The 25,933-nt window shown below is 56.7% G+C and carries 21 protein-coding genes and 2 pseudogenes; 6 read left to right on the forward strand and 17 right to left on the reverse strand.

The genetic code is table 11. The annotated features are described in order from the left end of the window. Nucleotides 1–59: 59 nt before the first annotated feature. The gene (gene fumC, locus JMF85_RS18070; protein ID WP_141335815.1) at nucleotides 60–1,448 is read right to left on the reverse strand and encodes a class II fumarate hydratase; all 1,389 of its coding nucleotides are present in this window, start codon (nucleotides 1,446–1,448) and stop codon (nucleotides 60–62) included. A gap of 137 nt (nucleotides 1,449–1,585) precedes the next feature. Between fumC and JMF85_RS18075 the strand changes: the two genes are divergently transcribed. Both JMF85_RS18075 and JMF85_RS18080 read left to right on the forward strand, forming a co-directional pair. After that, nucleotides 1,586–1,732 (forward strand): DUF4023 domain-containing protein, encoded by a 147-nt coding sequence (locus tag JMF85_RS18075; RefSeq protein WP_127605805.1) that lies wholly within the window; start codon nucleotides 1,586–1,588, stop codon nucleotides 1,730–1,732. A gap of 226 nt (nucleotides 1,733–1,958) precedes the next feature. Next, complete coding sequence (locus JMF85_RS18080; protein ID WP_201318676.1) at nucleotides 1,959–4,100, forward strand: HelD family protein; 2,142 nt, start codon at nucleotides 1,959–1,961, stop codon at nucleotides 4,098–4,100. A 263-nt stretch (nucleotides 4,101–4,363) separates the two neighbouring features. Here the strand turns inward: JMF85_RS18080 and JMF85_RS18085 are convergent. Further along, a pseudogene (locus JMF85_RS18085) lies at nucleotides 4,364–4,866 on the reverse strand (cation efflux transmembrane domain-containing protein). A 237-nt stretch (nucleotides 4,867–5,103) separates the two neighbouring features. Here JMF85_RS18085 and JMF85_RS18090 point away from each other — a divergent pair. Beyond that, nucleotides 5,104–5,502 (forward strand): hypothetical protein, encoded by a 399-nt coding sequence (locus tag JMF85_RS18090; protein ID WP_201318677.1) that lies wholly within the window; start codon nucleotides 5,104–5,106, stop codon nucleotides 5,500–5,502. Nucleotides 5,503–5,546: 44 nt separating this feature from the next. Here the strand turns inward: JMF85_RS18090 and JMF85_RS18095 are convergent, their stop codons facing one another. The 8 genes and pseudogenes from JMF85_RS18095 to larE all read right to left on the reverse strand — a co-directional run bounded on the left by JMF85_RS18095 (nucleotide 5,547) and on the right by larE (nucleotide 14,884). Further along, nucleotides 5,547–5,807 carry an HPr family phosphocarrier protein gene (locus JMF85_RS18095; RefSeq protein WP_127605799.1) on the reverse strand — a complete coding sequence of 87 codons (261 nt, stop codon included), beginning with the start codon at nucleotides 5,805–5,807 and terminating at the stop codon, nucleotides 5,547–5,549. A 25-nt stretch (nucleotides 5,808–5,832) separates the two neighbouring features. After that, nucleotides 5,833–7,578 carry a phosphoenolpyruvate--protein phosphotransferase gene (gene ptsP, locus JMF85_RS18100; protein WP_201318678.1) on the reverse strand — a complete coding sequence of 582 codons (1,746 nt, stop codon included), beginning with the start codon at nucleotides 7,576–7,578 and terminating at the stop codon, nucleotides 5,833–5,835. Nucleotides 7,579–7,611: 33 nt separating this feature from the next. Further along, nucleotides 7,612–8,769, reverse strand: coding sequence for a mannitol-1-phosphate 5-dehydrogenase (locus tag JMF85_RS18105; RefSeq protein ID WP_201318679.1), 1,158 nt, complete (start codon nucleotides 8,767–8,769; stop codon nucleotides 7,612–7,614). Further along, nucleotides 8,766–9,203 (reverse strand): PTS mannitol transporter subunit IIA, encoded by a 438-nt coding sequence (locus JMF85_RS18110; RefSeq protein ID WP_127605793.1) that lies wholly within the window; start codon nucleotides 9,201–9,203, stop codon nucleotides 8,766–8,768. Before JMF85_RS18110 ends, JMF85_RS18105 begins: the two co-directional genes overlap by 4 nt. After that, nucleotides 9,200–11,269 (reverse strand): BglG family transcription antiterminator, encoded by a 2,070-nt coding sequence (locus tag JMF85_RS18115; protein ID WP_201318680.1) that lies wholly within the window; start codon nucleotides 11,267–11,269, stop codon nucleotides 9,200–9,202. The genes JMF85_RS18110 and JMF85_RS18115 overlap by 4 nt, the downstream gene beginning before the upstream one ends. A 73-nt stretch (nucleotides 11,270–11,342) precedes the next feature. Further along, nucleotides 11,343–12,793: pseudogene (locus JMF85_RS18120) on the reverse strand (PTS mannitol transporter subunit IIBC). A gap of 196 nt (nucleotides 12,794–12,989) precedes the next feature. Then, nucleotides 12,990–13,991: a 2-hydroxyacid dehydrogenase gene (locus JMF85_RS18125; RefSeq protein ID WP_127605787.1), complete on the reverse strand. Its 1,002-nt coding sequence runs from the start codon at nucleotides 13,989–13,991 to the stop codon at nucleotides 12,990–12,992. 14 nt (nucleotides 13,992–14,005) lie between these two features. Next, entirely contained in the window at nucleotides 14,006–14,884 is an 879-nt protein-coding gene (gene larE / locus JMF85_RS18130; protein WP_230875935.1) for an ATP-dependent sacrificial sulfur transferase LarE, read from the reverse strand. Nucleotides 14,885–15,196: 312 nt separating this feature from the next. Here larE and JMF85_RS18135 point away from each other — a divergent pair, with 312 nt between their 5' ends. Beyond that, a complete protein-coding gene (locus JMF85_RS18135; RefSeq protein WP_054796462.1) occupies nucleotides 15,197–16,498 on the forward strand; it encodes an AAA family ATPase in 1,302 nt (433 codons plus the stop codon). Nucleotides 16,499–16,518: 20 nt separating this feature from the next. Continuing rightward, nucleotides 16,519–18,252, forward strand: coding sequence for a vWA domain-containing protein (locus JMF85_RS18140; protein ID WP_127605786.1), 1,734 nt, complete (start codon nucleotides 16,519–16,521; stop codon nucleotides 18,250–18,252). A 46-nt stretch (nucleotides 18,253–18,298) separates the two neighbouring features. Here JMF85_RS18140 and JMF85_RS18145 read toward each other — a convergent pair whose 3' ends face one another. The 6 genes from JMF85_RS18145 to JMF85_RS18170 form a co-directional block, all read right to left on the reverse strand. Further along, nucleotides 18,299–19,396, reverse strand: coding sequence for a DUF3900 domain-containing protein (locus JMF85_RS18145; protein WP_201318681.1), 1,098 nt, complete (start codon nucleotides 19,394–19,396; stop codon nucleotides 18,299–18,301). 188 nt (nucleotides 19,397–19,584) lie between these two features. Continuing rightward, nucleotides 19,585–20,202, reverse strand: a complete 618-nt coding sequence (locus JMF85_RS18150; RefSeq protein WP_054796461.1) for a superoxide dismutase family protein — start codon at nucleotides 20,200–20,202, stop codon at nucleotides 19,585–19,587. A 68-nt stretch (nucleotides 20,203–20,270) separates the two neighbouring features. Next, on the reverse strand, nucleotides 20,271–21,656 hold the full coding sequence (locus JMF85_RS18155) for an MFS transporter (protein WP_174817560.1): 1,386 nt from the start codon (nucleotides 21,654–21,656) through the stop codon (nucleotides 20,271–20,273). 359 nt (nucleotides 21,657–22,015) lie between these two features. Beyond that, on the reverse strand, nucleotides 22,016–22,669 hold the full coding sequence (locus tag JMF85_RS18160; protein ID WP_397375996.1) for a GNAT family N-acetyltransferase: 654 nt from the start codon (nucleotides 22,667–22,669) through the stop codon (nucleotides 22,016–22,018). Between the two features lie 44 nt (nucleotides 22,670–22,713). Beyond that, nucleotides 22,714–23,577 (reverse strand): carbon-nitrogen hydrolase family protein, encoded by an 864-nt coding sequence (locus tag JMF85_RS18165; protein ID WP_127605780.1) that lies wholly within the window; start codon nucleotides 23,575–23,577, stop codon nucleotides 22,714–22,716. After that, entirely contained in the window at nucleotides 23,567–24,253 is a 687-nt protein-coding gene (locus JMF85_RS18170; RefSeq protein WP_127605778.1) for a class I SAM-dependent methyltransferase, read from the reverse strand. Before JMF85_RS18170 ends, JMF85_RS18165 begins: the two co-directional genes overlap by 11 nt. 176 nt (nucleotides 24,254–24,429) lie before the next feature. On the opposite strand from JMF85_RS18170, the gene JMF85_RS18175 reads away from it, so the two are divergent. After that, entirely contained in the window at nucleotides 24,430–24,909 is a 480-nt protein-coding gene (locus JMF85_RS18175; protein WP_127605776.1) for a GyrI-like domain-containing protein, read from the forward strand. Here the strand turns inward: JMF85_RS18175 and JMF85_RS18180 are convergent. Continuing rightward, nucleotides 24,906–25,886, reverse strand: coding sequence for a helix-turn-helix transcriptional regulator (locus tag JMF85_RS18180; RefSeq protein WP_127605774.1), 981 nt, complete (start codon nucleotides 25,884–25,886; stop codon nucleotides 24,906–24,908). The genes JMF85_RS18175 and JMF85_RS18180 overlap by 4 nt on opposite strands. Between the last annotated feature and the right edge of the window lie 47 nt (nucleotides 25,887–25,933).

The following is a 25,933-nucleotide window of genomic DNA, read 5'->3' on the forward strand; positions in this document are numbered from 1 at the left end:
AGTAACAAAAACGGCCTTGAGCGTGACGCTCAAGGCCTTGTTATTGTCTCCGCCGCCAGTTACGCTTCCGGCCGAATCATGTTCTCCGGCCGTACGACCTCGTCGAACCGCTCAGCCGTCAAGTAGCCGCTGCGCACCGCCGCTTCCTTCAGGGTCAGCCCTTCCCGATGGGCAGTCTTGGCGATCGACGCCGCCTTCTCGTAGCCGATATGCGGATTAAGCGCCGTCACCAGCATAAGCGACTGCTCCAGATGGCGCGTAATGACCGCGCGGTTCGGTTCGATGCCGACGGCGCAATGCTCGTTGAACGAATTCATCGCGTCGGCGAGCAGGCGGACCGACTGCAGGAAATTGTGAATGATGACCGGCTTGAACACGTTTAATTCAAAATTTCCTTGACTTGCCGCAAAGCCGATTACGGCGTCGTTGCCCATCACCTGGCAGGCAACCATCGTCATCGCTTCACTCTGTGTCGGGTTCACCTTGCCGGGCATGATTGAGCTGCCCGGCTCGTTCTCCGGGATCGTCAGTTCGCCGATGCCGCTGCGCGGACCGCTGGCCAGCCAGCGGACGTCGTTGGCGATTTTCATTAAATCGGCCGCCAATGCCTTCAACGCCCCGTGCGTATACACGATCTGATCGTGGCTCGTCAGCCCGTGAAACTTGTTGTCGGCGCTGACGAACGGCAATCCGGTTTCGCGGGCGATCTCCGCAGCGGTCGTCTCCCCGAACGCCGGATGCGCATTCAGTCCGGTGCCGACCGCCGTGCCTCCGATCGCCAGCTCGTACATCGACTCGAGACTTTGCCGAATCATACGTTCGGTTTTGTCCAGCATCGCCCACCAGCCGCTGATTTCCTGGCCGAGCGTTAGCGGGGTCGCATCCTGCAAGTGCGTCCGGCCGATTTTCACAATGTCCGCGAACGCTTCGGACTTTTGTTTCAGCGTCGCCTTCAGCGCGTCCAGTGCCGGAAACAGCCGGCGATGCAGCGCCAGCACACCGGCGATATGCATCGCCGTCGGGAACGTATCGTTCGAGCTTTGCGAGCGGTTGACGTCGTCGTTCGGATGGATGCGCACGTCCGCGCCCCGACGCTCCAATTGCTCGTTGGCCAGCCGCGCGATCACTTCGTTGGCGTTCATGTTCGACTGCGTACCGCTGCCGGTTTGCCATACAACGAGCGGGAAATGATCGTCCCATCGCCCTTCCTCCACCTCGCCGGCCGCCTGCACGATCGCCTCGGCTTTAACCGCTTCCAGCTTGTTTAGCTTCAGGTTCGCTTGCGCCGCCGTTTTTTTCAGCAGTCCGAACGCATGAACGACCTCGAGCGGCATTCTCTCTGTGCCGATTTTGAAATTTTCGCGGCTGCGCTGCGTTTGCGCACCCCACAGCTTATCCGCGGGCACTTGAATTTCACCCATCGTATCCTTCTCGATCCGGTATTCCATTACGGCTAGTCCTCCTTTTTTTACCATCGTCCATCCGTTTAGTTTATCGTAAGAACGACTGTTTTATCCTTGCGGCGATTCGGGTGATTTCATTCGACTACGGGCATACTACGTGTTGCGTGAAAGGAGGGATCAGTATGCGCGATGACTTGAAAGGAACAACCGGGGAGTTTGTAGCGAAGCTCCACGATACACAAGCCAAAGACGAGAAAAACCGCGAGCACCAAGGGAAGGGCGATCCGGAGAAAATGCTGGCATCCAAGAAACACCTCAACGGAGGCTGACTCCCGGAATGGCAACGGCAGCCTGACGTTCGGCCCTCGAGGCCGGCGGCGGGCTGTTTATCTTTTCTTTTATACCGGAATTTGCCATTCTCTGATTCTATAATAATAGGTTGCCGCTTCAGCCGCAATAACCGGATTCAACGCCGGTTGCCGACCTTCCTGCTTTATGTTATAATCGACCTCCTGTTGTCAGTTATTGGGATCTCATTAAACGGGAGGTATGAAGATGGAAACCGCTTTGCACCAGGCTTATCAAGAGGAACTTGCTCATTTGGAGCAAACGATCCGCGAGATGGAAGATCATCTTGCAAGGCTCGAAGCCGTTCCCCGTTACACCGGTCAAGATGTGTCGGAGCAGGTCCTGGAATCGATCCGCGAGACGAAACGCCGCAACCTCGCGCAAGCGACCCCCGAACCTTATTTCGGCCGGCTCGACTTTCAGGAAGAAGGCAAGCCCGAACCTACGCCCATGTATATCGGTAAATTCGGCGTAGAGAAAGCCGATTCGCCCGAGCTGCTCGTGATCGATTGGCGGGCGCCGGCCGCAAGCTTGTTCTACTCGTTCACCGGCGGGCGCGACGCCGCCAGCTACGAGTCGCCGGACGGCACCGTGGCGGGGCTCGTCTATTTGAAACGAAATCTCGTCATCCGCAAGCAGATTTTGCAACGGGTGGTCGATACCTTCGACCGCGAATCGGATGCGATGGCCGTGACGGACGAATTTCTGCTGTACCGGCTCGGGGAAAACAAGGACAATAAGCTGCGCGATATCGTATCGACCATACAAGCGGAACAGGACGCGATCATCCGGGCGGGCAAGAACGACGCACTCGTCATCCAAGGCGTCGCAGGGAGCGGCAAGACGACCGTCGCGCTGCACCGTTTAGCGTTCCTCCTCTACCAATACCGCGATCAAGTGAAAGCGGAGAAAATGATTATTTTTGCGCCGAACCGGATGTTCCTCGATTATATTTCCGGCGTGCTGCCCGAGCTCGGCGTCGGCCATATCCAACAAACGACGTTTACCGACTGGGCGCTGGAACTGCTGGAGGATGAAGTTTCGCTCGCCGATTCGGGCGAACGGTTGAATCGATGGTTTCAGGTCGGTGCGGACCGACCCGCCGCCGATGATACCGCCCCGGGACGTTTCAAGGGCTCGATTCGTTACATGCACTGGATTGACAGCATGCTGAAGGCGTATGAAGCGCAGGCGGTTCCGACGGAACCGTTCTCACCGTGGGAAGGCAAGAAGCTGCCTGCCGCGATCGTAAAGCAATGGTACGATGTAGAGAACAAGCACGAGCCGTTGATGAAGCGACGCGAACGCGTACTTGCCCGTATGAAGCGCTGGGCCGAGATGGAGCTGGACAAAGTATGGGAAGTTCACCTTCGGAAGGAATATAAGAAGAAATTAACGACGCGGCTGCGTGAATATGGCAAACGTTGGACGGCTTACTCCCCGTTTGCGTTCTATAAGGAGTTGGTTCAGCCCGAAGCGGAAGCCGCCGCTTTTGTCCGGGCGGGATCGGACGGCTTGGCGATTCCCGAACCGATACGCGAGCAAACCCGCCTGCTGGCGAAAAAAAAGCGGGTGCAGCCCGAAGATTTGGCGCCTCTTCTCTACATCCGCGAGCGATTCCATGGCATTCCCGGCGACCACCGGTTCGATCATACGGTAATCGACGAAGCGCAGGACTTCTCGCCGTTTCAAGTCGCGCTGCTGTCCCATCATACGAAGAACGGGTCGTTTACGATCTTGGGCGATTTGTCGCAAGGCATCCATGCCTACCAAGGCATTCATCGCTGGGAGGAGCTGCTGGACTTGTTTGCGCCGGAGCAGCGCGGATTTTTCACCCTCAACCGCAGCTACCGGTCGACGACGGAAATCATTCAGTTCGCGAACAGCGTGCTTCAGCGAGCGCCCGAAGAGCCTCCGGCCCTCGCTGTACCTGTGTTTCGCAGCGGCGACGAGGTCGAGCTGGGGCAGGTTCCGGGAGCGGCGCTGGTGCCACGGCTGGTCGAGGAGATTGCCCGGTTTCGGGCAAAGCAAGAGGCAGGCACGCTGGCCATCTTGACGCGTACCGAGTGCGGCAGCACGGTGCTTCACGAAGCGCTGCTGCAAGCGGGCTGCGGACAGGTGCATCGTATCAGCGCCGGTCAGCAGCATTACGAAGGCGGCGTGTCCGTCCTTCCGGTTTATATGGCCAAGGGCTTGGAGTTCGATACGGTGCTGATCGTCGACGTCGATCCCGTCCACTATGAGCGAACGACGTGGGATGCCAAGCTGCTCTATGTCGGCTGCACGCGCGCTCTGCATGAGCTGAAACTGTTCTACGAAACGGAACCGTCGCCGCTTGCATTCGGGTAGCATGAACGCCATGACTGCGTTACAGGATTGATCGACATCCCTCAGGCATGGCCGGAAGCCTCCGGATCGGCGGCAAAAAAACATAGAGGAACGATGATTCCTTATTCGGAGCATGCGGGGACTGCGGCAAACCATAACGGACAGGGGTGCTTTATTGGTCTTTTGAGAGTATAGCGGTACCCATTTCGATCAAATTGCGCATCGCTGTTCCGCTATGGTTACGATAAAGACGTAAAGGGATCCAGCAGCACACCCTCTTTCCCTTACACGACGCCGTTCACCGGCCTTTCTTCACGGCCCTTCCAATCCTGAACCCCGTTGTCCTCAATGATCCCGAGCGTCACGTCGGTAATGTCGGACTCGGCCAGCAGCTTGTCGCGCACGCGGAACTTAATGTCATCCGCATCCGCATCCGCATCCGCAAGCGTAAGCCCCTTCCGCAGCTCGATGTACCCTTCGACGTGATACGCGCGCCCTTCTTGAATAATGCGCAGCTTGTTGATATCCGTCACATCCGGTCTGTCCAGAATCATCCGGGCGATCTTCGATTCCACTTCAACCGGCGCCGCGACGCCAGTACGCTGCCCACGAAGACGAAGCCTTGGTTTACGGCGTCCGCAACCGAGTGCATGGCCGATGCAAACATTGCACCGCTTCCACTGAGCGCTGCGGCGACGCCTTTTAGAATCGCAATCGCCGCGTTGCCTAATGCGGCCACAGCCGAGGACGTATTTCCTTTTTTGACCCACTTCCAAAAGCTGCTCATAACACACCTCCAGATGCCGAAGTACATCGGACTCATCCAACTAACCGTTTCAATCCTTATTATTCCCGAAAATAGGCCAAAAAAGGCTCTATTCCGTTTTAAACATGAAATAGCCAGTCTGAACCGGGCTCTATTCAACCCGTATTCAACGGATATCTTGTCTGCATCTGAGGATAGCGGAAATCCACTTATGATATGATTAGGATATCATTCATGAACAAAGGAGGCGTCAAGAGCATGGGAAGAACTGTCCGGTTTGGAGAGACCGAATTTACTTTAAATCTCACGGGACTGCACTGTTTCTTCGCTCTCAAACAAAAAGTAACCATTCCCTATTCGACGATCAAAAGCGTATTTGTGGATGATTTCGATGCCCCCAGATGGATGCTTAGAATGCCTGGCACTTCCATATCGCCGCTTCATATTTACGAGGGGAGCTTCAAGCATGCGGACAAGTGGTACTTTCTCTCTTACGAGAGCCGTCAGTCCCTTGTCATTATTGAATTGGAAGGACACAACAAGTACGCCTATGTCATTTTTCAACACGAAAATCCTACAGAAGTGGCCGCCGAGGTGCGAAGACGCGTAAGAAATTTGCAAACGGGCGACCAAGCCGGGGGTTCAATAAAAAAATAACCTTACCCCGTACAAACGGAGCAAGGTTATCGGTTTTAGGCAAACTACTCATATATTTTCACAAGTAAGGCGCCGAGCTTTTCCATGGCTTCGGCCTCTTGTTCGCCGTCGATTTCAAGCACCACCTGATCGCCGGCCGCGATGCCGAGGGTCAGCATACTGATCGAGCTTTTCCCATTCGCTTTTTTATCTTTGTTGATCACGTTGATTTTACAAGGAAAGGCGCTTGCGGTTTGTACGAATTCCTTGGAAGGACGCACATGGAACCCTGTCGGGTTGATAACGGTAAATGTTTGACTGATCATGTTTGATTACCTCGTTCCTTTAAATTTAGAGGGTCGCTGCGCTGTGCGCCTTTGGCCGGGACAAGCGCTCACGCACCAATTGTTTGACTTCCTGATGGCTGCGAAGCGTCAGCGCCTGCTCGGCCAGCCCCTCCCACTCGCGTTGAGATAACGTGCCGATCAATGCCCGGCTCGGCAAGATCGAGCTCGCACTCATGCTGAACTCGTGCAGGCCGAGACCGAGCAGCAGCGGAATCGCCGTTTCGTCGCCGGCCATTTCGCCGCACATGCCGACCCATTTGCCTTCGCGCCGGGCGGCGCGGATAACCGTCTGCACGAGCCGCAGCACCGTCGGGTGGCATGGCTGGTACAAGTACGAGACCGTTTCGTTCATCCGGTCGGCCGCCATCATGTATTGGATCAAATCGTTCGTGCCGATGCTGAAAAAATCAACCTCGCTGGCGAAAATATCGGCACCGATCGCGGCAGCCGGCACCTCGATCATCATCCCGACCTCGATGCGCTCCGCTACGACCGCCCCTTCCCGCAGCAGCTTCTCTTTCTCTTCCTGCAGCAGCCGTTTGGCTTCAAGCAGCTCATCAAGTACGGAAATCATCGGAAACATGATTTTCAACTGCCCGTGACGGCTGGCGCGCAGCAGCGCGCGCAGCTGCGTACGGAATAAATCCTCGCGGCTCAGGCACAAGCGGAGCGCCCGCAGTCCGAGGAACGGATTGCTTTCCTTCGGCAGGCTCATGTAAGGAAGTTCCTTGTCGCCGCCAATGTCGAGCGTCCGGATGACGACGGGCTTTCCTTCCATTTTCTCAAGCACGTGCTTGTAGCTGTTATACTGCTCTTCCTCGGTCGGCAACGACGTTCTGCCCATATATAGAAATTCCGTACGGAAAAGGCCGATGGCTTCCGCCCCGTTCTCGAGCGCCTTCGCCACATCTTCCACACTGCCGATATTTGCCGCCAATTCGACCCGGTGTCCGTCAGCGGATTCGGTTGGTCGATCCTTCAATCGCGCCAGCTCGGCCTTGCGCCGCTCATACTGCGCCTGCTTCTCCCGATAGTCTGCCAGCTCGGCATCGCTTGGATTGACCACAATACGGCCCTCCAATGCATCCAGAACTACCGTATCCCCCGCCTGAATGGCATGGACGCCCGCGCCTGCCCCGACAATGGCCGGTACATCGAGCGACCGGGCCATAATGGCCGAGTGCGACGTGCGGCTGCCGATTTCGGTGACAAAGCCGCGAACGATTTCCAAATTTAATTGCGCCGTATCCGAAGGCGTCAAGTCCTCAGCCACGATAATGCACGCTTCCAGCAAGCTGGAAACGGTCGTGTGCGACACGCCCCGCAGATGATTGATCACGCGTCCGGCCACATCCTGCAGATCGACTGCGCGGCCGCGCAGCAATTCGTTATCGAGCGACAGCAGCGCCTCGATGAACGATTGTGACACTTCATAGAGCGCGTACTCCGCATCGACCGCTTGTTCGGCGATCTGCTCGGCGGCTGCATCGATCAGCTCCGGATCTTCCAGCAGCAGCAGATGCCCTTCGAAAATTTCCGCTTTATCGGGGCCCAGCCTTTCTTCCGTTGATTGCCTGATGGCTTCCAGCTCCCGTTTGGCCTCCGCTACCGCCTTCCGGAACCGTTCCGTCTCCGCCGGAACATCATCGATGCTGCGGCGCTGAGGAACATACTTCTCGGCTTGCAGCGGCACGGCCTTCGCAATGGCGAAACCCGGGGAAGCGGCAATTCCAGTAAGTACATGGGACATCACTCAATCCCTCCTTATGCTTTTCTCTGATGATTAACGCTTAACCGTCAGCTTCAACGCTTCATAACGGTTATATACGTTTTGATGAATGGGATGCTCCCCAGGCAGACCCGTGTACGTTTCAATAGCATGATGAATGCCGTGTTCGGCAATTAAAGCCTGAATGGCCGCAGCTTCCGGATCTTCGGGATAGTCGAACAACAGCGCGGCGGCCATCCCGGCAGCCAGATGCGGCACCTCCATGCCCAGCTCATGCGCCAAGAGCGCCGGACGAACGAGCCTATCATTCGGGGACAACTTGCGGATCGGCGAACGCCCGACCCGTACGACCTCGTCATCGATATACGGATTCGTGAAGCGATCCATAATTTTAGCCGCATAGGTCTCATGTTCCTTTGCGTCAAATCCGAATTTGCGCACCAGCATGGCGCCTGTTTCTTGCAGAACGGACGCTACCTCCGCCCGGATCGCCTCGCTGCTCATCGCTTCCTGAATCGTGGAGCAGCCTGCAAGATAGCCGTGATAGGCCGCGCAGCAATGTCCCGTATTGACGGTGAACAGCTTGCGCTCGATATAGGGCTCCAGCTTCTCGACATAATGAACGCCGGCAATTTCCTGAAAGCCGGACGGCATCGCGGACCGGTCGACGACCCATTCGTAGAAAGGCTCGACCGTTACCTGCAGCGGGTCCTCGTGGTGCTGCAGCGGCACGATCCGATCGACGGCCGCATCCGGGAAGGCAACGAGGCCATCCGCCAGCACACGGTCTTCGGGCGTCAGATGCGCATACACCTGTTCCTTAAGCTGGGTGCTGCCGCCGATCGCATTCTCGCACGCAATGACGGGCAACGGCGCGGCGGAAGCGCGCAGCCGGAGCCGGATTCCTTGGGCGATAGACGGGGCAATGTGCTTAAGGACCGACACGCCGACCGCCGTCGTCACTAAATCCGCACCTGCGATCGCCTCCGCGACTTGCTCCAGGTTCGTACCGTTAACCGCGGTCACGTTCCGTACAAGCTCGGCATCCGCCTGCGCGTTCGCCAGCGTGACTGTATACTGCCCGCGTTCGCGCAGCAAATCCACGAGCGACGCGTTCACGTCCACGAAGCAAACCTCATAGCCTGCCCGCGACAACAGCAATCCGATGAAACCTCTGCCGATGTTCCCTGCTCCAAAATGAACCGCCCTCATGCGTCCAGCCCACTTTCGAAAATATCGACTAGTTCCGCCTCCGAAGAAGCATTCAAAATTCGCTTCATATCCTCCTCTTCGGACACAAGCATCGCAACGTTCGTTAAAATTTCGAGGTGCTCGTCGCCCGCAGCGGCAATACCGATGATCAGGTTCGCGCGCTCACCTTCGCCGAAGTCGACACCGTCCGGCACGATGACAACCGACAGTCCGGTCGACTTGATCAGCGCCTTAGCCTCATTCGTGCCATGAGGAATCGCCAGACCGCCGCCCATATAGGTAGAGAGCGAGCGCTCGCGTTCGATCATTTTATCCACATATTCGGAAGGCACATGGCCGGCATCGACCAGAAGCTGTCCAGCTATCCGGATCGCCTCATATTTATCGTTCACTTTTACGTTCAGTCTCACTTTATCTTGGGATACAATGCTCATTTCGTCTCTCTCCATTCCATTTTTGTTTGTATAAATTGTTCCAGCTCTTCCGATATCGCGCGGCGAATCGTCTCGGCATCGGCGGTCCCGAGCTGAACGATGAATTCCGGCAGCAGCAGCATGGCGCTAATTTCGCTCAGCACCTCCAGGCTCTCCCGCGGCAATTCCATCGGAGCAAGCATCAGCAATGCTTGCGTCACGACGTGCCGGCCTTCAGGACCCATATGGACCGGCGGGTTCAGGACAAACAACGCGACAAGCGGCTCCTGCACCGAATCGCTTCGGGTATGCAGCAGGGCCAGCTCCGTTCCCGGAATGACCTGGCTTCCATAGCTTTCCCGGGCCAACAATTGCGAAACCACGGTTTCGATAGGCTCTATGCCGTAAGCCTGCTGAACCACCCTGCAAATGTCCGTAATGACGTCTCGCAGCTCGTAGTTGACACGTTGACCGTCCAGCCGATAAACCTCAAACCGGTCGAGCAGTCGGATCATTTCCTCGACGTAACGTTTCAGCATACGCAACCGGTCAACGGTACCACCCGCTTGGAGAATGCCGTCCTGCTCCGAGGACGGTCTTTCGATGAGAATCGTTTGAATAAATTTTCTCAGTCGTTCCGTCTCGTCCGCCGTAAGCAGCGGACTCAGTTTGATGTACTGGTCGGCTTCCACGGGGAGATCAACGGTCGAGATAATCAGATCGTAATCCTCTTTCGGTCGATGAGCCGCCTCGAACCAGGAAGCGTGTCCGACAATGTCGATCTGCGGGAGCTCTTTCGTAATTCGTGCCGCCAGCAGCTTGGACGAACCAATACCGCTGGTACATACGATCAGCGCCCGGACATGACGGGAGAATTGCTTGGCACGTTCCAGAGCCGCTCCGAAATGCATAACCAGATAACCGATTTCCTCGTCGGGAATTTGAAGTCCCCGAATCGTCCGGTCAACCGCTTGGCGGACCGTGAGGAATAGCGATTCGAAGTCTCGCTTGATTTGGGAGAGCAGCGGATTGCGAATGGCTTCGCCCTGCTCGATTCGCTCCAGCGCCGGCTTCAAATGATGCAGCAGGCCTTCCACCAGCGAACGATCGGAAAGCAGCGGGACCTTGATGCGCTCCTCGACGAAACGAATCAGATTCACGACGGTTTCCACCATATCCATATCGTCTTGAAGCAGCAGCTCTTGAGACGGAGTCCCCTTCCAGAAGGAAAGCAAATCCGCGAAATACCCGGACTCTTCAGGGGACAAGTCCAGCTCCAGCAATTCGGCGAATAGCGCCAGTCTGCTATGCGTTTCCCGGTCTGCTTGCGATTTGGCACTATATTCTCCGGGCTTGATGCACCGGCCCTGACGCACGCGCGTTATGGCAACGGACAGCCGAATAAGCAGCTCCGTGTAAGCCGCCTCCGACAACTGCGTAGGCCACTGCTCCTCCAACTGCCAAACCGCCTGCTCGACCCTGAAAAAGCTGCTCTTTCCGATCATCTCCAGCAGCTTGCGCGTAACCGGATGCGGGGAAGGATTGCCGGGCTTGCCAAATAGGTCGGAGTCGTCCAGACGGTCTCTGGCGAGCCTGGCAATCACGGATCGCTTGGCCGGTTCCGGCCCGACCAGCTGGATGCCGTATCCTCTTCTTCGCACCAACGTCAAGCCTTCTTTGCTCAACCCGTCTTCGTGTTCGTCCAAATCCGCGCTGATTGTAGGCTCGGTAACATGCAGCTCATGCGACAGCGTGAACAGCTTGATCGGTTCGACGGAATCGAGAAGCCGGCACAGGATAAGAACCTTTCGTTCGTCTGCGGTGTGGGCATCGGTATCCAATCGGAGAAGCCGCCGTGAAAGGGCCTCTAGCTGACCGGGCTCCGCCTGAAGCTGGATGCCGACCCCGGACTTCTTGGATAGCGTCAGTCCTTCGGCCAGCAAAATCGATTCGATTTCCGGAAGCTCGCGATGAACGGTCCGGGTGCTCACTTTAATGGCATCGGCGATTTCACCGGCGGTAATTTCACCTTGTCTGCTGAGCAGCAGCTCTAATATTTGTCGCTGTCGATTGGACACCTTCCGCATAGGCTGAATCATCCCTGCTTACAAGAAATGGGCTTGACGCCGACGAAATTTTTCGCCAGCGTCAAATTAAACTTTATTCACCTAATCTGTTAATCAATGAATCGTATTCCGGGCTTTTCAGAAAGTCGTCGATCGAAATATGCTCCGCCTTGGGCGCGACCAATTTGGCCCGTTCCGTCAACGATTTGTGGGTGATGACGATATCCGCATCCTGCGGAATTTCGCTGATCGCCGTATTGGTTACCGTGACCGGGATACCGGCTTTATTATTTTTTTCCGCAGGATCGACGCACCCATAGCGCTGGAGCCCATTCCGGCATCGCAGGCGAAGACGATTTTCTGAACTTCGGACTTCGCTTTCACAACGGTTGTTGTGCCTGCCGCCGCCGCGGGAGCCGCAGAAGCCGGATTTGCGTCCTTGCCTGCATTTTTCATTTGTTTCATTTGCTCGGTTGCTTGTTCAAGATCACCATCCTGCTCCTTACCGCTCGTCTTCAAGAGCGCCGAAGCGATGAGGAACGAAGCGACCGTTGCCGTCACCACCCCGCTGAGCACCGGGAGCAATCCTCCCTTAGGAGCCATCGCAAGGTAAGCGAATATACTGCCCGGAGAAGGCGTCGCCACAAGTCCCGCACCGAAGATCGAGAACGTATAGCTGCCTACGACACCGCCGGCAATAGCGGCGAGGATCAGTCGCGGATTCATTAGAATGTACGGGAAGTAAATTTCATGAATACCGCCAAGGAAGTGAATGATCGCGGCGCCCGGCGCCGATTGTTTCGCCGAGCCGCGGCCGACGAGCCAGTAGGCCAGCAGAATGCCAAGTCCCGGACCAGGGTTCGATTCCAGCATGAAAATGATCGACTGACCGGTCTTAGCCGCTTGATCCAAGGCGATCGGACCTAATACGCCGTGATTGATCGCATTGTTGAGAAACAGAATCTTACCCGGCTCGATCAAGACGTTCGCCAGCGGAAGCAGCCCGTTGTTGATCAGGAATTCAACCCCGGCGGCAAGTGTTTTACTGATAGCCTGCACAACAGGTCCGATGCCGGTGTAGGCGACCAACGCAAGCGCGGCGCCGATGATTCCCGCCGAGAAGTTGTTGACCAGCATCTCAAACCCTGAACGGATTTTGCCTTCGATCGATTTATCGAACTTCTTCAGAACCCAAGCCGCCGCAGGTCCGACGATCATGGCGCCCATAAACATCGGAATATCCGCTCCGACGACGACGCCCATCGTGGCCACCGCGCCAATGACGCCGCCGCGCGTACCGTGAATCATCGTTCCGCCGGTATAACCGATTAACAGCGGCAGCAAGTACGTAATCATGGGCCCGACAAGTTTGGCTAAATATTCATTCGGAAACCATCCGGTTGGAATAAACAAGGCGGTAATTAACCCCCATGCGATAAAAGCTCCCATATTCGGCATCACCATTCCGCTCAAGAAACGACCGAAACGCTGCACCGCTACCCGGACCCCCCCGGGAGAAGCTTGTTGTTTGGTGTGCTCGCTCATTAGGTATCCTCCTCACTTCTTTCCTTTGCCTGATCATTATTCCGCAAAGGGTTATGAACTAATCGTAAAGTGTAACGCTTTCAATTTCAATCGAAGGAAAAGGAGGTTTCGTCATCATCGCTGATGACAACTTTTAAGGAGCCCGGCGCGTCAAAAAAGCCCGCCCTCGCTCTAAAGCGAAAAGCGGACTTTGGGGTTATCGCTCGATCCGTTCGAGCAGTTCCGGTACAATGTTCGGCGGTTGCTCGCCATGAAGCGCTGCCACGAGATTGCGTGCGGCGAGCATGGCCATATCGAGACGGGTGGCGGCCGTCGCCGAACCGATATGCGGCAGCGTGACGACGTTCGGCAGCGTGAAGAACGGATGATCCGGCCGAGGAGGCTCCGGATCGAACACATCGAGTCCGGCGCCGCGGATGCTGCCGGATTGAAGCGCATCGAACAGCGCGGCTTCGTCGACGGTCTGGCCGCGTGAAGCGTTGATGAAGAATGCCGTCGGCTTCATCAAATCGAAATGCTCGCGGCGGATCATCCGGGTCGTCTCAGGGGTCAGCGGCGTCATCATGACGACGAAGTCCGAGCGCCGCAGCAGCTCGTCAAGCTCGCAATAAACAGCTTGAAACCGCTCTTCCGCTTCCGGCTTGCGCGAACGGTTATGATAGAGCAGCTGCATGCCGAAGCCGTGCACCGCCCGCTGCGCGATCGCGTCCCCGATGCGGCCCATCCCGATGAGACCGAGCGTGCGATGATGCACGTCGAACCCGAAGAAGTCTTCGTCGGTCAGCCCCTGACCGCGCTGCCAACGTCCCTGCTTCACGAACGCATCCAGCTCGGGAATGCGCCGTGCCGCGGACAGCATGAGCGCAAGCACCAAGTCAGCCACCGTATCGTCCAGCACATAAGGCGTGTGCGTGCCGATCACGCCGCGCGCTCTCATCGCCTCAATATCGAAATGGTTATAGCCGACCGAGATGGTGCTGACAGCGCGCAGCTTCGGCGCGCGATCAAGCAGTTCCTCGTTGATCGGTACGCCGGTCATCAGCAAACCTTCTACTTCGCTTAATTCGGCAAGCAGCTGCTGACGGGAGGCGGTGCCTTGTCCGTCCCACATCCGGCATTCGCAGTGCTCTTGCAAATAGGCCAGAACTTCCGGCGGAACGGGCTTCGATATGTAAACCTTCGGTTTGTTCGACTTCATATATGCACCCTCCCTTACTGCCCGGAGGCGGAAACCGCAGCCTGGACGGCTTGCTGCTCCGCCGGCAGCACTTCATTCAAGCTGCCTGAACGATAGCCCTTCAAATCGAGCGTGACGTACGCATATCCGATCTCCCGCAGCTTTGCGTGCACCGTCTCGGCAATCGGCAGCAGGGCAGCCAGGTCGGCAGCCGGCACTTCGATGCGGGCCAAATTGTCGTGTTGACGCACCCGCACTTGCCGAAACCCGAGCTGCATGATGAAATCCTCGGCACGGTCGATCATCGACAGCTTCTCCGCCGTGATCAGCTCGCCGTATGGAATTCGCGAAGACAAGCAAGCAAACGAAGGCTTATCCCACGTCTTCAATCCGAAGAGACGCGACATGTGGCGGATTTCGGACTTCAGGATGCCCGCCTCCAGCAGCGGCGCGCGTACGCCCCGTTCATGCGCGGCTTGCAGACCCGGACGGTGCTCGCCGAGATCGTCGGCGATAGCGCCGAAGACGACGTACGGATACCCTTTGGCTTCGGCGATCGGAATCAAGTGATCGAACAGCGAATTTTTGCAAAAATAGCAGCGGTTGGTCGGATTTTCGGCATAGCCGGGGATGTTCAGCTCACTGGTCGGGATGACTTCGTGCGGTGCGCCTAACGATCTGGCGAGCACAATAGCCTCTTCCTTCTCGCGGGCGGGATACGTCTCCGAATCGGCCGTGATCGCAAGAACATTGTCGCTGCCAAGCTCCTCAAGGGCCGCTTTCAGCAGGAATGCGCTATCAACGCCGCCGGAGAAGGCAACGACTACTTTCCCCATGCCGCGCAGTATATCTTTAAGCTTCTCGTATTTCTGATTCATCTGGTTATCGGTGACGCTCATCTGTTCAGCCTCCATAAGTGTGCTTCTCCAAGCATTGCACACGTCTTCCGTCTTACGGTCACCCGAGTGGTCCGCTTTACTTATTATAATCGCTTTTGCAAGAAGAAGAAACGGTTTTTGTATCAAACGGCGGAAACCGCGCTTTCGCGCATGCCTCTACGCACGTCGTTTCCCCCTTTTTTGTTCCATCGAATGGTCTCTCCCGGTCTATGCGGCCGGCTCTTTGGCCGCCTGCCAATTAGAGAATTCGATTCGGGTCTGTTACAATGTTACAAGATAACAAGCTGGTTACATCTCGATCTGATCCTAGCCGAGGGAGTTAGTGCCATGAATGAAATAACGGTAATTCAGCAAAAGCTCGAACAAGCGATCGAAGCGCTTGAAGCCCGTTTTCTTGAACGGGAGGAACTGATTCGCCTGCTGCTGCTTGGTTTGATGGCCGGAGAGAACGCCTTGCTGGTCGGGCCTCCCGGTACGGCCAAATCGCAGCTGGCCCGCGCCGTGGCGCAAGTGTTCGGCGGCGGGCGCTGGTTTGACTACTTGCTCACCCGCTTCACAACGCCGGACGAAATGTTCGGACCGGTATCGCTGCAGCAGCTGAAGCAGGACCAATATGTACGTCAGACGGACGGGTATTTGCCTGCGGTCGACTTTGCCTTTTTGGACGAAATTTTCAAAGCGAACAGCGCCATCCTGAATGCGCTGCTGTCGATTTTAAATGAGCGTATCTTTTTCAACGGACAAGATAAACAGCAGGTACCGCTGCTCTTCCTGATCGCCGCCTCCAACGAGCTGCCGGAAGAGAACGAGCAGCTTGCGGCTTTGTACGACCGTTTTCTATTGCGGTATGAGGTTGAATATTTAAAACAAATGTCCAGCTACGAACGGATGTTCCAGCTGCCGAACGAGCCTTTGCCGTCGCTGCTCACCCTGAGCCAGGTTGAAAAGATCCGCAGCGCCGCGGACCGCGTATCGATTCCGGAACCCATCATCTATATGCTGTATCAGCTCAAGACGGCGATGGAGGACAAGGCGTTCAGACTCTCGGACCGCCGCTGGCGCAAAATCGGACACGTCTGGAAAACGTCCGCCGCCTTGAACGGGCGCGACGCAGTGCAGGTATGGGATACCGTATATACGCCGCACATGCTGTGGGATCACCCGGAGGATTACGGCACGCTGCACGACCTGTTCCAGCAATCGTTCCAAGAGGCCCTGAAAGCGGAAACCGAACGCGAGCTGCCGCTCCGGCGCTACGACCGGATCGCCAAGCATTGGCTCTCGAAGGAAGAAGAGCTGCATGCGTTTCAATTCAAGAAGGAAATCGGCGCCCGGCTCAGCCAGGAGGATCAAGCCAAAGCGAAAGCGAATCTCGAGGAATGCAAGCACGAGCTGGAGGAAACGGCTCGCGAGCTGCAGGGCAAGCTGATCCAGTGGCTGCAGCGCGAGAAGGATTTGCCGGGTTACATTCGCAACCGGAACTTCCTCGTCCTGCAAACCGCGCAATATGCGGTCAAGTACACGCATCTGCGCATCCAGGGCGAACGGACGCTGCAAACGATGCAGGGGCTCTACCGCACCTTGTTCGATCGGGAGCTGCCCGGCATCGATTACGACTACACGCTCTAGGAGACCTGTGAGGAGACGTTATGATCATTCGTTCCACCCGGATAGACCGCTATGTGTTTGACGGTTACGTCACCTCCTCCCGCACCGCGCAAGAATGGATCCGGGAGGCGGAGAAGCGCACCGCCTGGTTCTCGATCGAATTGTTCGCCGACTTTTACATGTGCTTCTATCTGGCCCGCCCTGCCGAGGATGCGCATGCGGAGGCGACGCCTTTCCACCGCTGGCTCGTCCGGGAGCTGCGCAAGCAGCACTTCTACCGCTCCCTTCATCCGCTCACCACCGGGGAAGTGAACGCGGCGTTCAAAACGTCGCTCAAAGCGCTCATGTGGCTCACCTCCTCTTTCGAAGACGAGGTGAAGCGCCGCCTACAGGAGGAGCAGCAGCTGCGGACGATCGGCCTGAGCGAGAAAAACAAGCAGCAGGGCCAGGAGCCCTCGCAGCAGGTGCAGGAGCAGCTGTCGGAGAAGCAGATCGAGAAGCTGCGCCTGGTCGGGTATACGCTCCAGCAGGGCAAGCGGAACGTCGAGGACAAGCAGGCCGCCCTCGACGCCAGGCCTCTCGTCGCCTCGGAGATCGAGGCGCTTGCCAGCCGCGTCCGCTCGCTGCAGGAGGAGATGCGCACCGATTTCCTGCGCCGGGACAAGCTGCGTACGAAGCTGGCCAAGGCCGAACAGGAGCTGAAGCACGCGGAGAAACAGCTGGAGCGGCTGCGCAGGAAAGAGCAGGAAACGTTCAAGCAGCTTGAAGAGCAGCTCGGCTCGTGGTTGAATGAAGCGCTTCGGGCCTCGCTCGGCAGCGAGCAGACCGAGACGCTGGCGCTTGCGGACTTGCTCCAGGCCAGCCAGCGTGTGGCGAACCGCCGCTGGGGGAGCGATCTGGGACGGCTGCAGCGGCAGCCGTATGCCCGTTTTCTGGAATGGATCGAGAAGCTGAAGCGGTATCCCGACCTGGTTGCGTTCATGCAGGAGGTGGGCCGTCAGGTGCAGCAGTTCAAAGCTGTCCGGAAAAAGGTGCATGCCCCCCGTATCCCCGAAAGCTACGACGATTTGCGCCAATCCGGCGACATCGCCCGCATGCTGCCTTCCGAAGCGAGCCTTCTGGCCGATCCGGATTACGAGGCGTATTTCATGGTGAAATGGCTGGAGCGCAAGCTGCTCAGCTACAACATTGCCGGTAAGTCCGAGGAGCCCGAGAAAGGTCCCGTCATCTGCATGCTTGACACGTCGCACTCGATGCGCGGCGCCAAGCTTCGGGTTGCGCAGCTGTTCGTCGCCACGTTCGCGGCGTTCGCCATGCTCGAGAAGCGCGACTTCCTGCTGATGATCTTCGGCGCCCGCGGCGAGCTGCTCGAGCATCCGCTCTACTGGAACAAGCCGAACTGGGCGGCGTTCTATGCGTTGACGCAGCTCGCCTTCGGCGGCGGCACCCACTTCGATGCGCCGATCCGCCGCGGCATCGAAATCGTCGCTTCGCAGCCGCGCTACCATGACGCCGACTTCGTCATGGTGACCGACGGCGTCGGCGCCGTCTCTCCGCCGGTGCGCGATGCGCTGGCGTCGCTCGGACAAGCGAAGCAGGTGCGGCTGCACACGCTGATCGTCGGCAGCGCGCGCCAGCATTTGGCGCAGCGCTACGACATCGCCGGCGTGTCGCACCAAGTGCGCTTCGCCGCGACTTGGGAAACGCAGCAGCAGCATGACCTGCTGCTGGATGTATTCAAGGCGCGGCGTACGGGCCGGGCTGCGCCCCAATAGAACAAGGCTGTCTCCCCTGACGGTGCAGGGAGACAGCCTTGTTGGTTTAATATGGCAGGACGGCTTCGCGGCCTTCCTCCTCTACCTTTTGCCGCAGGCGCTGGACCAGCGATTCCAATGATTCCGGCAGCAACAGCTCGACCGGAGAGATCCCCTGGTCGAACTGCAGCGCTTCGGCTTCCAGCAGCAGCACGACATACCGGTCGCCCAGCTTCGCAATATGCAGCCGGTCTCCGTAGTCGGCAAGCAGCGCGCGCACGGACATGTGCCCAAGCTTGATTTTCATATCAAGATCCGGCTTTTGCTCCACCATAATCGATGTCGCCTCCATCACTTGCGCCGCTTCCCATTTTTCCTGCAGCTCGCGTTTCTCGCTGTGGGCCCACAGCTCCATTTCTTCCATTTCCCGTTCCTTTGCCTCAACGTTATCCTCGTACACCTGCTCGACATACTGCTGCACAAAGCCAAGCACCTGCTCGTTCATCAGTTCGGGAACGGACTTCTCGTACTCGACAAACTTTAAAAAATCTTCGAAATACCGCGCGTGCGAAGACTGGTGAATTTTCAGCTCCCAGTGGTCCATCATGCCCGGCTCCGGCATATGCGGATACATGATCGACTTCATGTTTTTGGCGTTGATGGCCATTTCCACCCGGTTCAGCAAACTGCGCTCGTCCGTAATGCGGGCGATTTTCTGCTCAAAGTCGCATTTGAACACGAACAGAAACGGCTCATCGAACAGCTGGCTGTACCGCGCCCGCACGACGAACATCGCGCCGCCCCGTATTGCGCTCGCATCCATATAAGTGGTCACGAGCTCGTCCGCATGGCCCATGAACGCATCGATCGATTCGGCCATACGCAATCTCGCGAATAAATTGTAGTTCGGGTTGCTGTCCAGCTCGTAGCCCGGTTCCACGATAAAGCGCCCGATTTTGGTCGGAACCTGCTCGGCTTTCGGATGCCGTTCCGCTTTCCGCTTGGCCGTCTTCCCGAATTCGCCGTCCAGAAAGTCGCTCAGCTCGCTTACGGCATAATCCTCGGCATCCATCGTGATGAAATGCTTGCTCCGCTTGCCCCCCTGCCCGTCTTCCCCATCCACCTGAATGACAAAAAATGAAATATAATCAACGTCAAATTTCATGCGTCGTTCCCGCCTTCCTCTACCATTCCAATCCACCTATAAGAAAAGACCGAATTTTAGTATACAACAGAGCGGCCTGTTGTCTCTAGTGGAAATGAGATGCGAGGCTGCGCCCGCGCATGCCAAAAAACGCATCCGCTTCCGTTGGAAGCGAATGCGTTCATCGTCACGCGTGCCGAACGCGCGGCTTATCCGGCCGAGATGACCCCGCAGGCGACGCGAGCGCCGGCATTGCCCGAAGGCCCCGTTTTGTTATCGTCCGCTTTCTCATGAATGATCAGCGCCGTACCGCCCGCTTTGGATACCGAGTTCGGCTTATCCTTCTCCAGCGTCAGCGACTTGGCCACCACCTCCGCTTTCACGACGCCCTGCTGATCTGCCACAAGGTTCGGCAAATCGCCGGCATGTGGTCCTGATGAGCTTTCCAGCCCATGCGCGTGACCGTCCGGATTGAAATGACCGCCTGCCGTCGTGAAGTCCGGTGCGGCGCATGCGCCGGTTTCATGGACATGAAACCCGTGCTCGCCCGGGGTTAATCCGCTGGCCTCCAGCCGAATCCGCAAGCCTTCGGCGGTTTGGGTCAGCGTCGCCGTGCCGACCGTTGTTCCTTTCGTGCCGATCATATTGATGCTGACCGGCTTGGCTTCTTTCGCCATGACGGCCGTACTGTCGTCCGGCTGCTGTGTCTCATGCCCGTGCCTGGCTTTGGCGTCAGCACCGATCCAAGGCACGGATAAACGTTCGCAGCCGCTGGCGATCAGCATCGTTACGACCGCAATGCACAACCCTAACATCGATTTGTTCATTCTTCATTTCTCCTTAGGTTCCAATGTTCCATCGTTCATTGTTACCGTTTCGGAGGAAGTTTAAACCGTTATCCCTGGCGGGCCGGCTTGAAATCTTTGCGCCGCTGGCCGAGTAGCGTTGCGTACAGGACAAGTACTAAACCGAGCACCACCGCGAGACATACGAAAATGTTGCTGTAAATCAAGCCGTCCCGCGTCCCGAACAGCGGATTGAACTGAATCGACGGGGCGCCAAGATCCAGCGTTTTGCCGATCAAAGCGGTTGTCGCCGCTCCCGATATAAAGTTCAACATGGAGAACATCCCCATGCCGACGCCTGCCTGCTCCTTCGATAACGTTCGAGATACCGTGTTGGACATGGCGATTTGCATGAACGTTTGGCCTATGCTGCCGAACACGAGAAACAACGTAATCCAGTATGGCGACAATCCCGCAACCGTAGATAAGGCGAGAAAACAAATCAGAAGCAGCAGAGCCGCCGTGTAGACCAGGAATGAATTGCCCTTCTCGTCGGCCAGCTTCCCGCCCCGCCGGCCCATCAAGGCTGAGGCGATCGCCGCCGGAAACATCGCGAAACCGATGACGGCGGGATTCAGGTGGTTCACGTTCGACAACAGCTGCGGCGTCGTATAAGCAATGCCGAACATAAAGCCCGTCGCCAGAAAAGCGATCAGCAGGCTGAACGTATACGATTTGTTCGCGAACAGCGCTGGATCGACGAAAGGCTCGGCAGCGCTGCGGATGCGGACCACGAACAAGACGAACAAGACGGCGCCGATCGCGGCCAGGCTCCAATCGGACAGCGTTACCGCCAGCAGCAGCGCAGCAACCGTACCCGCGAGCAGAAGTCCGCCGACGAAATCGATGGAGCCGACTTGGCCGCGCTCGTCATCCAGATACTTGCGGTAAAACGGCAGCGTCAGCAGCGACAAAATCGACAGGGCGAACAGCAGCCGCCAGCTCGCCAAACTTGTCACGAAGCCGGATACGATCGGCCCGAGTGCGGCTCCCAGCGACAGTCCGATCGCCGTCGTGCCCAGCGCGCGTCCGCGTTTCTCCGGCGCAAAGTAACGTACCGGAATGATCATCGCCGTTGCAGGGATGACGGAGGCTCCCGTCGCTTGGAGGATCCTTCCTGCGATAATCATCCAAAAATGTGTCGCCGCCAATCCCACAATGGAGCCTAACGTAAAAAAGATAAGGCCGAACGTCAGCAAATCTTTCAACCGGTATTTATCGGCCAGCTTGCCGAAGGTGACGGAGCCGATCGCATACACGATCATATAACTGGTAACAATCCAGCTGACTTGCGAAGCCGACAGCTGAAACTGACGGCTGATTTCCGGCAGCACGACATTAAACATCGATGCATTCATCACAGAAATAATTAAGGTGAACACCAAGACACGGAGCAGCTTTTCCCCGGCCTGTTGTTTGGTCAACGCATGATCCATAACAGCGCCTCATTTCGTTTGTTTGATTCCTCGCTTCATAAAGTAAAGATATGAACTTTTTTCGAGTTATAAATCTCATTATCGTTCTTTTTTTATACTTCGTCAAAATAAATGTATATGAAATTTGTGTGAAAATCTTTCACTTTCCGCTGCTTGGACGCTTGACCAACCTGCTTCCTTTGGCTCAATAGCGCACCGGAGCTCCGCTAATACAGGTACACTCGGAACGCGCAGACTGAAAAGAGCAGGTCAAGACGACCTGCTCTTCTCACAGCAACCTGTTTCCTTGCCGGAACGTACACTAGCACTTGTTCTTGCAGCTTACTCGTTCCCTTAAGCATCTAAGCATCTCTGCGGCGTTACTTCCGGCGAAACGGATTTCGCCATTCCATCAGCATCGCATAGTTGCGCGACTCGTCATCCTCCAAATAGTTCGAAACAAGCTTCAACGGCGTGCGGCCGCAGCGCAGCAGGAACGTCATGACCGGGTCCTTCAGCTTGCCTTCCATCACCTGCTCCACATAAGCTTCGGCCGTCATCTGATCGGCGACACGTCCGTAACCGGGAATACGCCCGCCCCCGAGCAGCCGTTCCAGCTTCAAATTAACGACCGTTTCGTACATGGACATCATCAGCCATTTGCCTAAACCCAGCTTGCGGTACGCCGGCCGCGCGCAAATATCGACGATGTACAGCGTGTTGCCGTCCGGCTGATGGTTCCGAATATACCCGCCGTCGGTGATTTCCTCCCAGCTATGATCCGGGTCGCCCGGCTCATAGTTGACGAGAAGTCCGGTAATCGAGGCTGCCAGCTCACCGTCGATCTCGACGCATAGCGCCCCTTGCGGAAACAGCCGCACATGATTGGCAAGCTGCTCGCGGTTCCACCACAGCTCCGACGGGAATGGCGGCGGGAAGCTTTCCTGCTGGATACGAATCAGCCCGTCGAAATCGGCTTCCGTGTAAGAGCGAATGACGGCCTTCACCGGACGGTCTTGGTCGAAGACGTACATTTCCTTACGATACAAGGTTAAGCTCACGCTAGTCACACACCTTCCTATTTCCAATCGGTGTACAAGTCCGTTCTCCTATCGCGCCACGTTGTGACCGAACCTTTTTCCCGCACTTCATACAGCAAGTCCAGATCCAAATCTCCGGTGATCACCATATCGTCGTTGATCTCCCCGACCGTCATGATGCCAGCCGGCGGGAACGGCACATCGTTCGGCGTGATGATCGCAGCTTGCCCGTAATTGCCGCGCATGAAATCAACCGTTGGCAGCGAGCCGACGGTGCCGGTCGTCACGACGTACACCTGGTTCTCGATCGCGCGGGCGTGACACGTATATCGAACCCGGTGAAAGCCGTGCCGGTCGTCCGTGCACGAAGGGCAGAAGATGACATCCGCCCCGCGGGCTTTCGCCATTCGCACGATTTCCGGGAACTCGATATCGTAACAAATGAGCAGCGCGATCCGCCCTTTATCCGTGTCAAATACCTGCAGACCGTCTCCGGCGCCCATGGTCCATTCCTTCACTTCCGTCGGCGTGATGTGCAGCTTCCGCTGCGTCTCGATGCGGCCGTCCGGGTAGAACAAATAAGCCGCGTTGTACAGCTTGCCGTTCTCCTCGATAATATGCGTACCGCCGATCAAATGCATACCCGTGTTCCGGGCCAGCCCGGCGAATAGCGCCTCGTAACGCTCAGTGAAACCCGGCAGGGCTGTAATCGGCAGCGCCTGTTCCTTCCGGTCCGGTTGTCCGATCGACAGCAGCTGCGTGGTGAACAGCTCAGGAAACAACACGAAATCGGCATCGAACTCGGCGGCCGTTTTCACATAATGCTCCACCTGGGCGGCAAACTCCTCAAAACTTCCAATCGTATGTAGATGATACTGTACGGCAGATACTCTAAGCTTCATGCGAATGCTCCCTCTCTTCATTAGTAGGTTCTTCCGATGCGGTTTCCCCAATCGGATCGAAAAATAAGATATGCGGCTTCTTCACGCACCAGGTCGTCATGGAGCGCAGGTCTTCGACCTGCACCGTTTTGATCGGTTCGACGAATACGCCATGCATTTTCTCCGTCCACCTGTGCAGCGTCTCCGAATCGACCAAGTAACGTTCGCTTCCATCAGGCAGCTTGTACCGCCTGTTTCCGAGCGGCTCGACCCGGCCCTCGATCCCGATCTTCGACGCCAGCCGCGCGAACAGCAGTCCGCCCGGCTTCAGCACCCGCCACAGTTCCGATACCATTTGTCCATAGTGAGCGTCATTCTCGGCAAAATGCAAGACGGCACAAGCAATGACCACATCGAACGTATCGTTGGCAAAGCTCATTTTCTCAATCGGTTCGATCCGAAACCGATCCTCACTCAGCGTCGGGGCCAGCTCCGACGCCGTTCGCCGCAAGCTTCGGACCGCCTTCTCCGCACAATCCACCCCGTACACGTCATATCCTTCGCGCAGGAAATAGACGAGATTGCGCCCGTCCCCGCATCCGGCATCCAATATGCGCATCCCGGGAGCTATACGGCCTTTCAACAATTGATCGAACAAATAAATATCGATCGGACCAAACTGTTCCCTCGGATTCATGCCCCCAGCTTCACTCGCTTCCCAAACAACCCCTTGTTCGAGTATTATATCATCCAGCGCACCGTAACTCCAAAAATGAAAAAAAACGAACTAACCATGACCGAAAATGTCATAGTTATACGTTATGCTTGGTTTGTACATAATCCAACCACCCCTACCGTTAAGGAGAGATTTCTATGATACCTCAAATTCAAAGCAAACCGTCCCTGTACGTTGTCGGTATTAAACAGACGCACCGCCTGACGGAAGGCGCTCCGATTCCGACCATTGCCGAACAATGGGGCGTCTTCGCGTCGAGACGGCATGAAATTGAAGGCCACGGCCCCGTCACGCTAGGGCTGTCGCTCTGTGCCGATCCCTCTAGGGGAACGATAGATTATGTGGCCGGGGCGCTTGTCTCACGGCTTCCAGACGCCGTTCCGGACGGCCTCGAGACGTTGGAGCTGGAGCCGCACACGTATGCCGTCTTCACCCATCGCGGACCGGTAGCAGGGCTTGCGGCAACTTACCCGGCCATTTATGCATGGCTCGGGGAGAACGGCGAATATACCCGTGCAGCCGCACCTGAATTCGAATGGTACGACGAGCGTTACACCGGGGTCGATGCCGAGGACAGCGCCTTCGACATTTACGTTCCCGTGTTGAACGTCGGTTAGTCTTTTACGTTATACACACGCATCAGTTCGGACAGCGCCTGCCGAATCAAATGAACGAACTCGGCAGGCCGCTCAACGACGACGTCCGCTCCCAGAGTGAGGAAATACCGGGCAAAATAATCCGCTTCGTTCGGTTCGATGAGCAGCTGCAGCCTGCCTTCTCCGTTCTCGTCCACCTGCAGCTCTTGTTGAAACCACGACTCCCAGCGGCACCGCCGCACCCCGTTCACCGTAAGCTTCGCTTCTATCTTAAGCTTGCTCATGCTCCCGGACGCCGTCCCCTCTCTCCTCTCATCCGGCGGCATGAACCATTGATTGATCGGGAAATCTTGCAGATCGACCGTAGGATGATCCTCGCCCGCCCACACCGCCGACAATACGCGGTCCGCGCGAAACAGCAGGTACTTGCTTTTGAGAAAGCAGTAAGCCGGACAATACCAATATCCGTTGTGCGAATAAACGCCGATCGGTTGAATCGACCGTTCCTTCGCGCCATCGCGCGAATCGTAATGGATGCGCAGCGGACGCTGCTGCAGCGCGGCATCCAGCAACAACTGCAAATAAGGTACGGGGGCCTGACGCTTCGGCGTCCAGAAGATGACCCGCCGCTTCATTTTATCAATCTTCTGTTTCGTGTCGTCGGGCAAGTAATAATAAAATTTAGTAAGCGCCGTCACCGCTTCCTCGCTGAACGGGAGCGCGCCGTAATGCTGCAGCGACTGGTAGGCGAAGAACATCGCCACCGCCTCCTGCTCCGAGAACATGATCGGCGGCAGCAGCCGTTCGTTCAACACCCGGTAGCCGCCGTGCGGACCGTATTCGGCATACAACGGTAAGCCGAGATCGTCCAACACCTGCAAATCCCGCATTATCGTCCGCGAAGAAACTTGAAACTCTTCGGCCAACTCGCGAACCGTAAACTTCCGCTTTTTATTGACGGCAATCATTAACTCGAGCAGTCTCTTGGATTTGGACACCCGGGCGCCTCCATTCACATCGAGCGATTCGTCCCCATCGACGATTC

The sequence above is a fragment of the Paenibacillus sp. EPM92 genome (assembly GCF_016586185.1).
GTDB classification, from domain to species: domain Bacteria; phylum Bacillota; class Bacilli; order Paenibacillales; family NBRC-103111; genus Paenibacillus_G; species Paenibacillus_G validus.

What these genes read in the sequence shown, in the direction of transcription:
- JMF85_RS18150 (WP_054796461.1), bottom strand. Translation starts at nt 20,202, where the DNA reads ATGAACAAATCGATGTTAGGGTTGTGCATTGCGGTCGTAACGATGCTG.
- JMF85_RS18105 (WP_201318679.1), bottom strand. Translation starts at nt 8,769, where the DNA reads ATGAGGGCGGTTCATTTTGGAGCAGGGAACATCGGCAGAGGTTTCATC.
- JMF85_RS18155 (WP_174817560.1), bottom strand. Translation starts at nt 21,656, where the DNA reads ATGGATCATGCGTTGACCAAACAACAGGCCGGGGAAAAGCTGCTCCGT.
- JMF85_RS18135 (WP_054796462.1), top strand. Translation starts at nt 15,197, where the DNA reads ATGAATGAAATAACGGTAATTCAGCAAAAGCTCGAACAAGCGATCGAA.
- JMF85_RS18165 (WP_127605780.1), bottom strand. Translation starts at nt 23,577, where the DNA reads ATGAAGCTTAGAGTATCTGCCGTACAGTATCATCTACATACGATTGGA.
- JMF85_RS18160 (WP_397375996.1), bottom strand. Translation starts at nt 22,669, where the DNA reads ATGTACGTCTTCGACCAAGACCGTCCGGTGAAGGCCGTCATTCGCTCT.
- ptsP (WP_201318678.1), bottom strand. Translation starts at nt 7,578, where the DNA reads ATGTCCCATGTACTTACTGGAATTGCCGCTTCCCCGGGTTTCGCCATT.
- fumC (WP_141335815.1), bottom strand. Translation starts at nt 1,448, where the DNA reads ATGGAATACCGGATCGAGAAGGATACGATGGGTGAAATTCAAGTGCCC.
- JMF85_RS18145 (WP_201318681.1), bottom strand. Translation starts at nt 19,396, where the DNA reads ATGAAATTTGACGTTGATTATATTTCATTTTTTGTCATTCAGGTGGAT.
- larE (WP_230875935.1), bottom strand. Translation starts at nt 14,884, where the DNA reads ATGGAGGCTGAACAGATGAGCGTCACCGATAACCAGATGAATCAGAAA.
- JMF85_RS18090 (WP_201318677.1), top strand. Translation starts at nt 5,104, where the DNA reads ATGGGAAGAACTGTCCGGTTTGGAGAGACCGAATTTACTTTAAATCTC.
- JMF85_RS18125 (WP_127605787.1), bottom strand. Translation starts at nt 13,991, where the DNA reads ATGAAGTCGAACAAACCGAAGGTTTACATATCGAAGCCCGTTCCGCCG.
- JMF85_RS18080 (WP_201318676.1), top strand. Translation starts at nt 1,959, where the DNA reads ATGGAAACCGCTTTGCACCAGGCTTATCAAGAGGAACTTGCTCATTTG.
- JMF85_RS18095 (WP_127605799.1), bottom strand. Translation starts at nt 5,807, where the DNA reads ATGATCAGTCAAACATTTACCGTTATCAACCCGACAGGGTTCCATGTG.
- JMF85_RS18175 (WP_127605776.1), top strand. Translation starts at nt 24,430, where the DNA reads ATGATACCTCAAATTCAAAGCAAACCGTCCCTGTACGTTGTCGGTATT.
- JMF85_RS18110 (WP_127605793.1), bottom strand. Translation starts at nt 9,203, where the DNA reads ATGAGCATTGTATCCCAAGATAAAGTGAGACTGAACGTAAAAGTGAAC.
- JMF85_RS18140 (WP_127605786.1), top strand. Translation starts at nt 16,519, where the DNA reads ATGATCATTCGTTCCACCCGGATAGACCGCTATGTGTTTGACGGTTAC.
- JMF85_RS18170 (WP_127605778.1), bottom strand. Translation starts at nt 24,253, where the DNA reads ATGAATCCGAGGGAACAGTTTGGTCCGATCGATATTTATTTGTTCGAT.
- JMF85_RS18115 (WP_201318680.1), bottom strand. Translation starts at nt 11,269, where the DNA reads ATGCGGAAGGTGTCCAATCGACAGCGACAAATATTAGAGCTGCTGCTC.
- JMF85_RS18075 (WP_127605805.1), top strand. Translation starts at nt 1,586, where the DNA reads ATGCGCGATGACTTGAAAGGAACAACCGGGGAGTTTGTAGCGAAGCTC.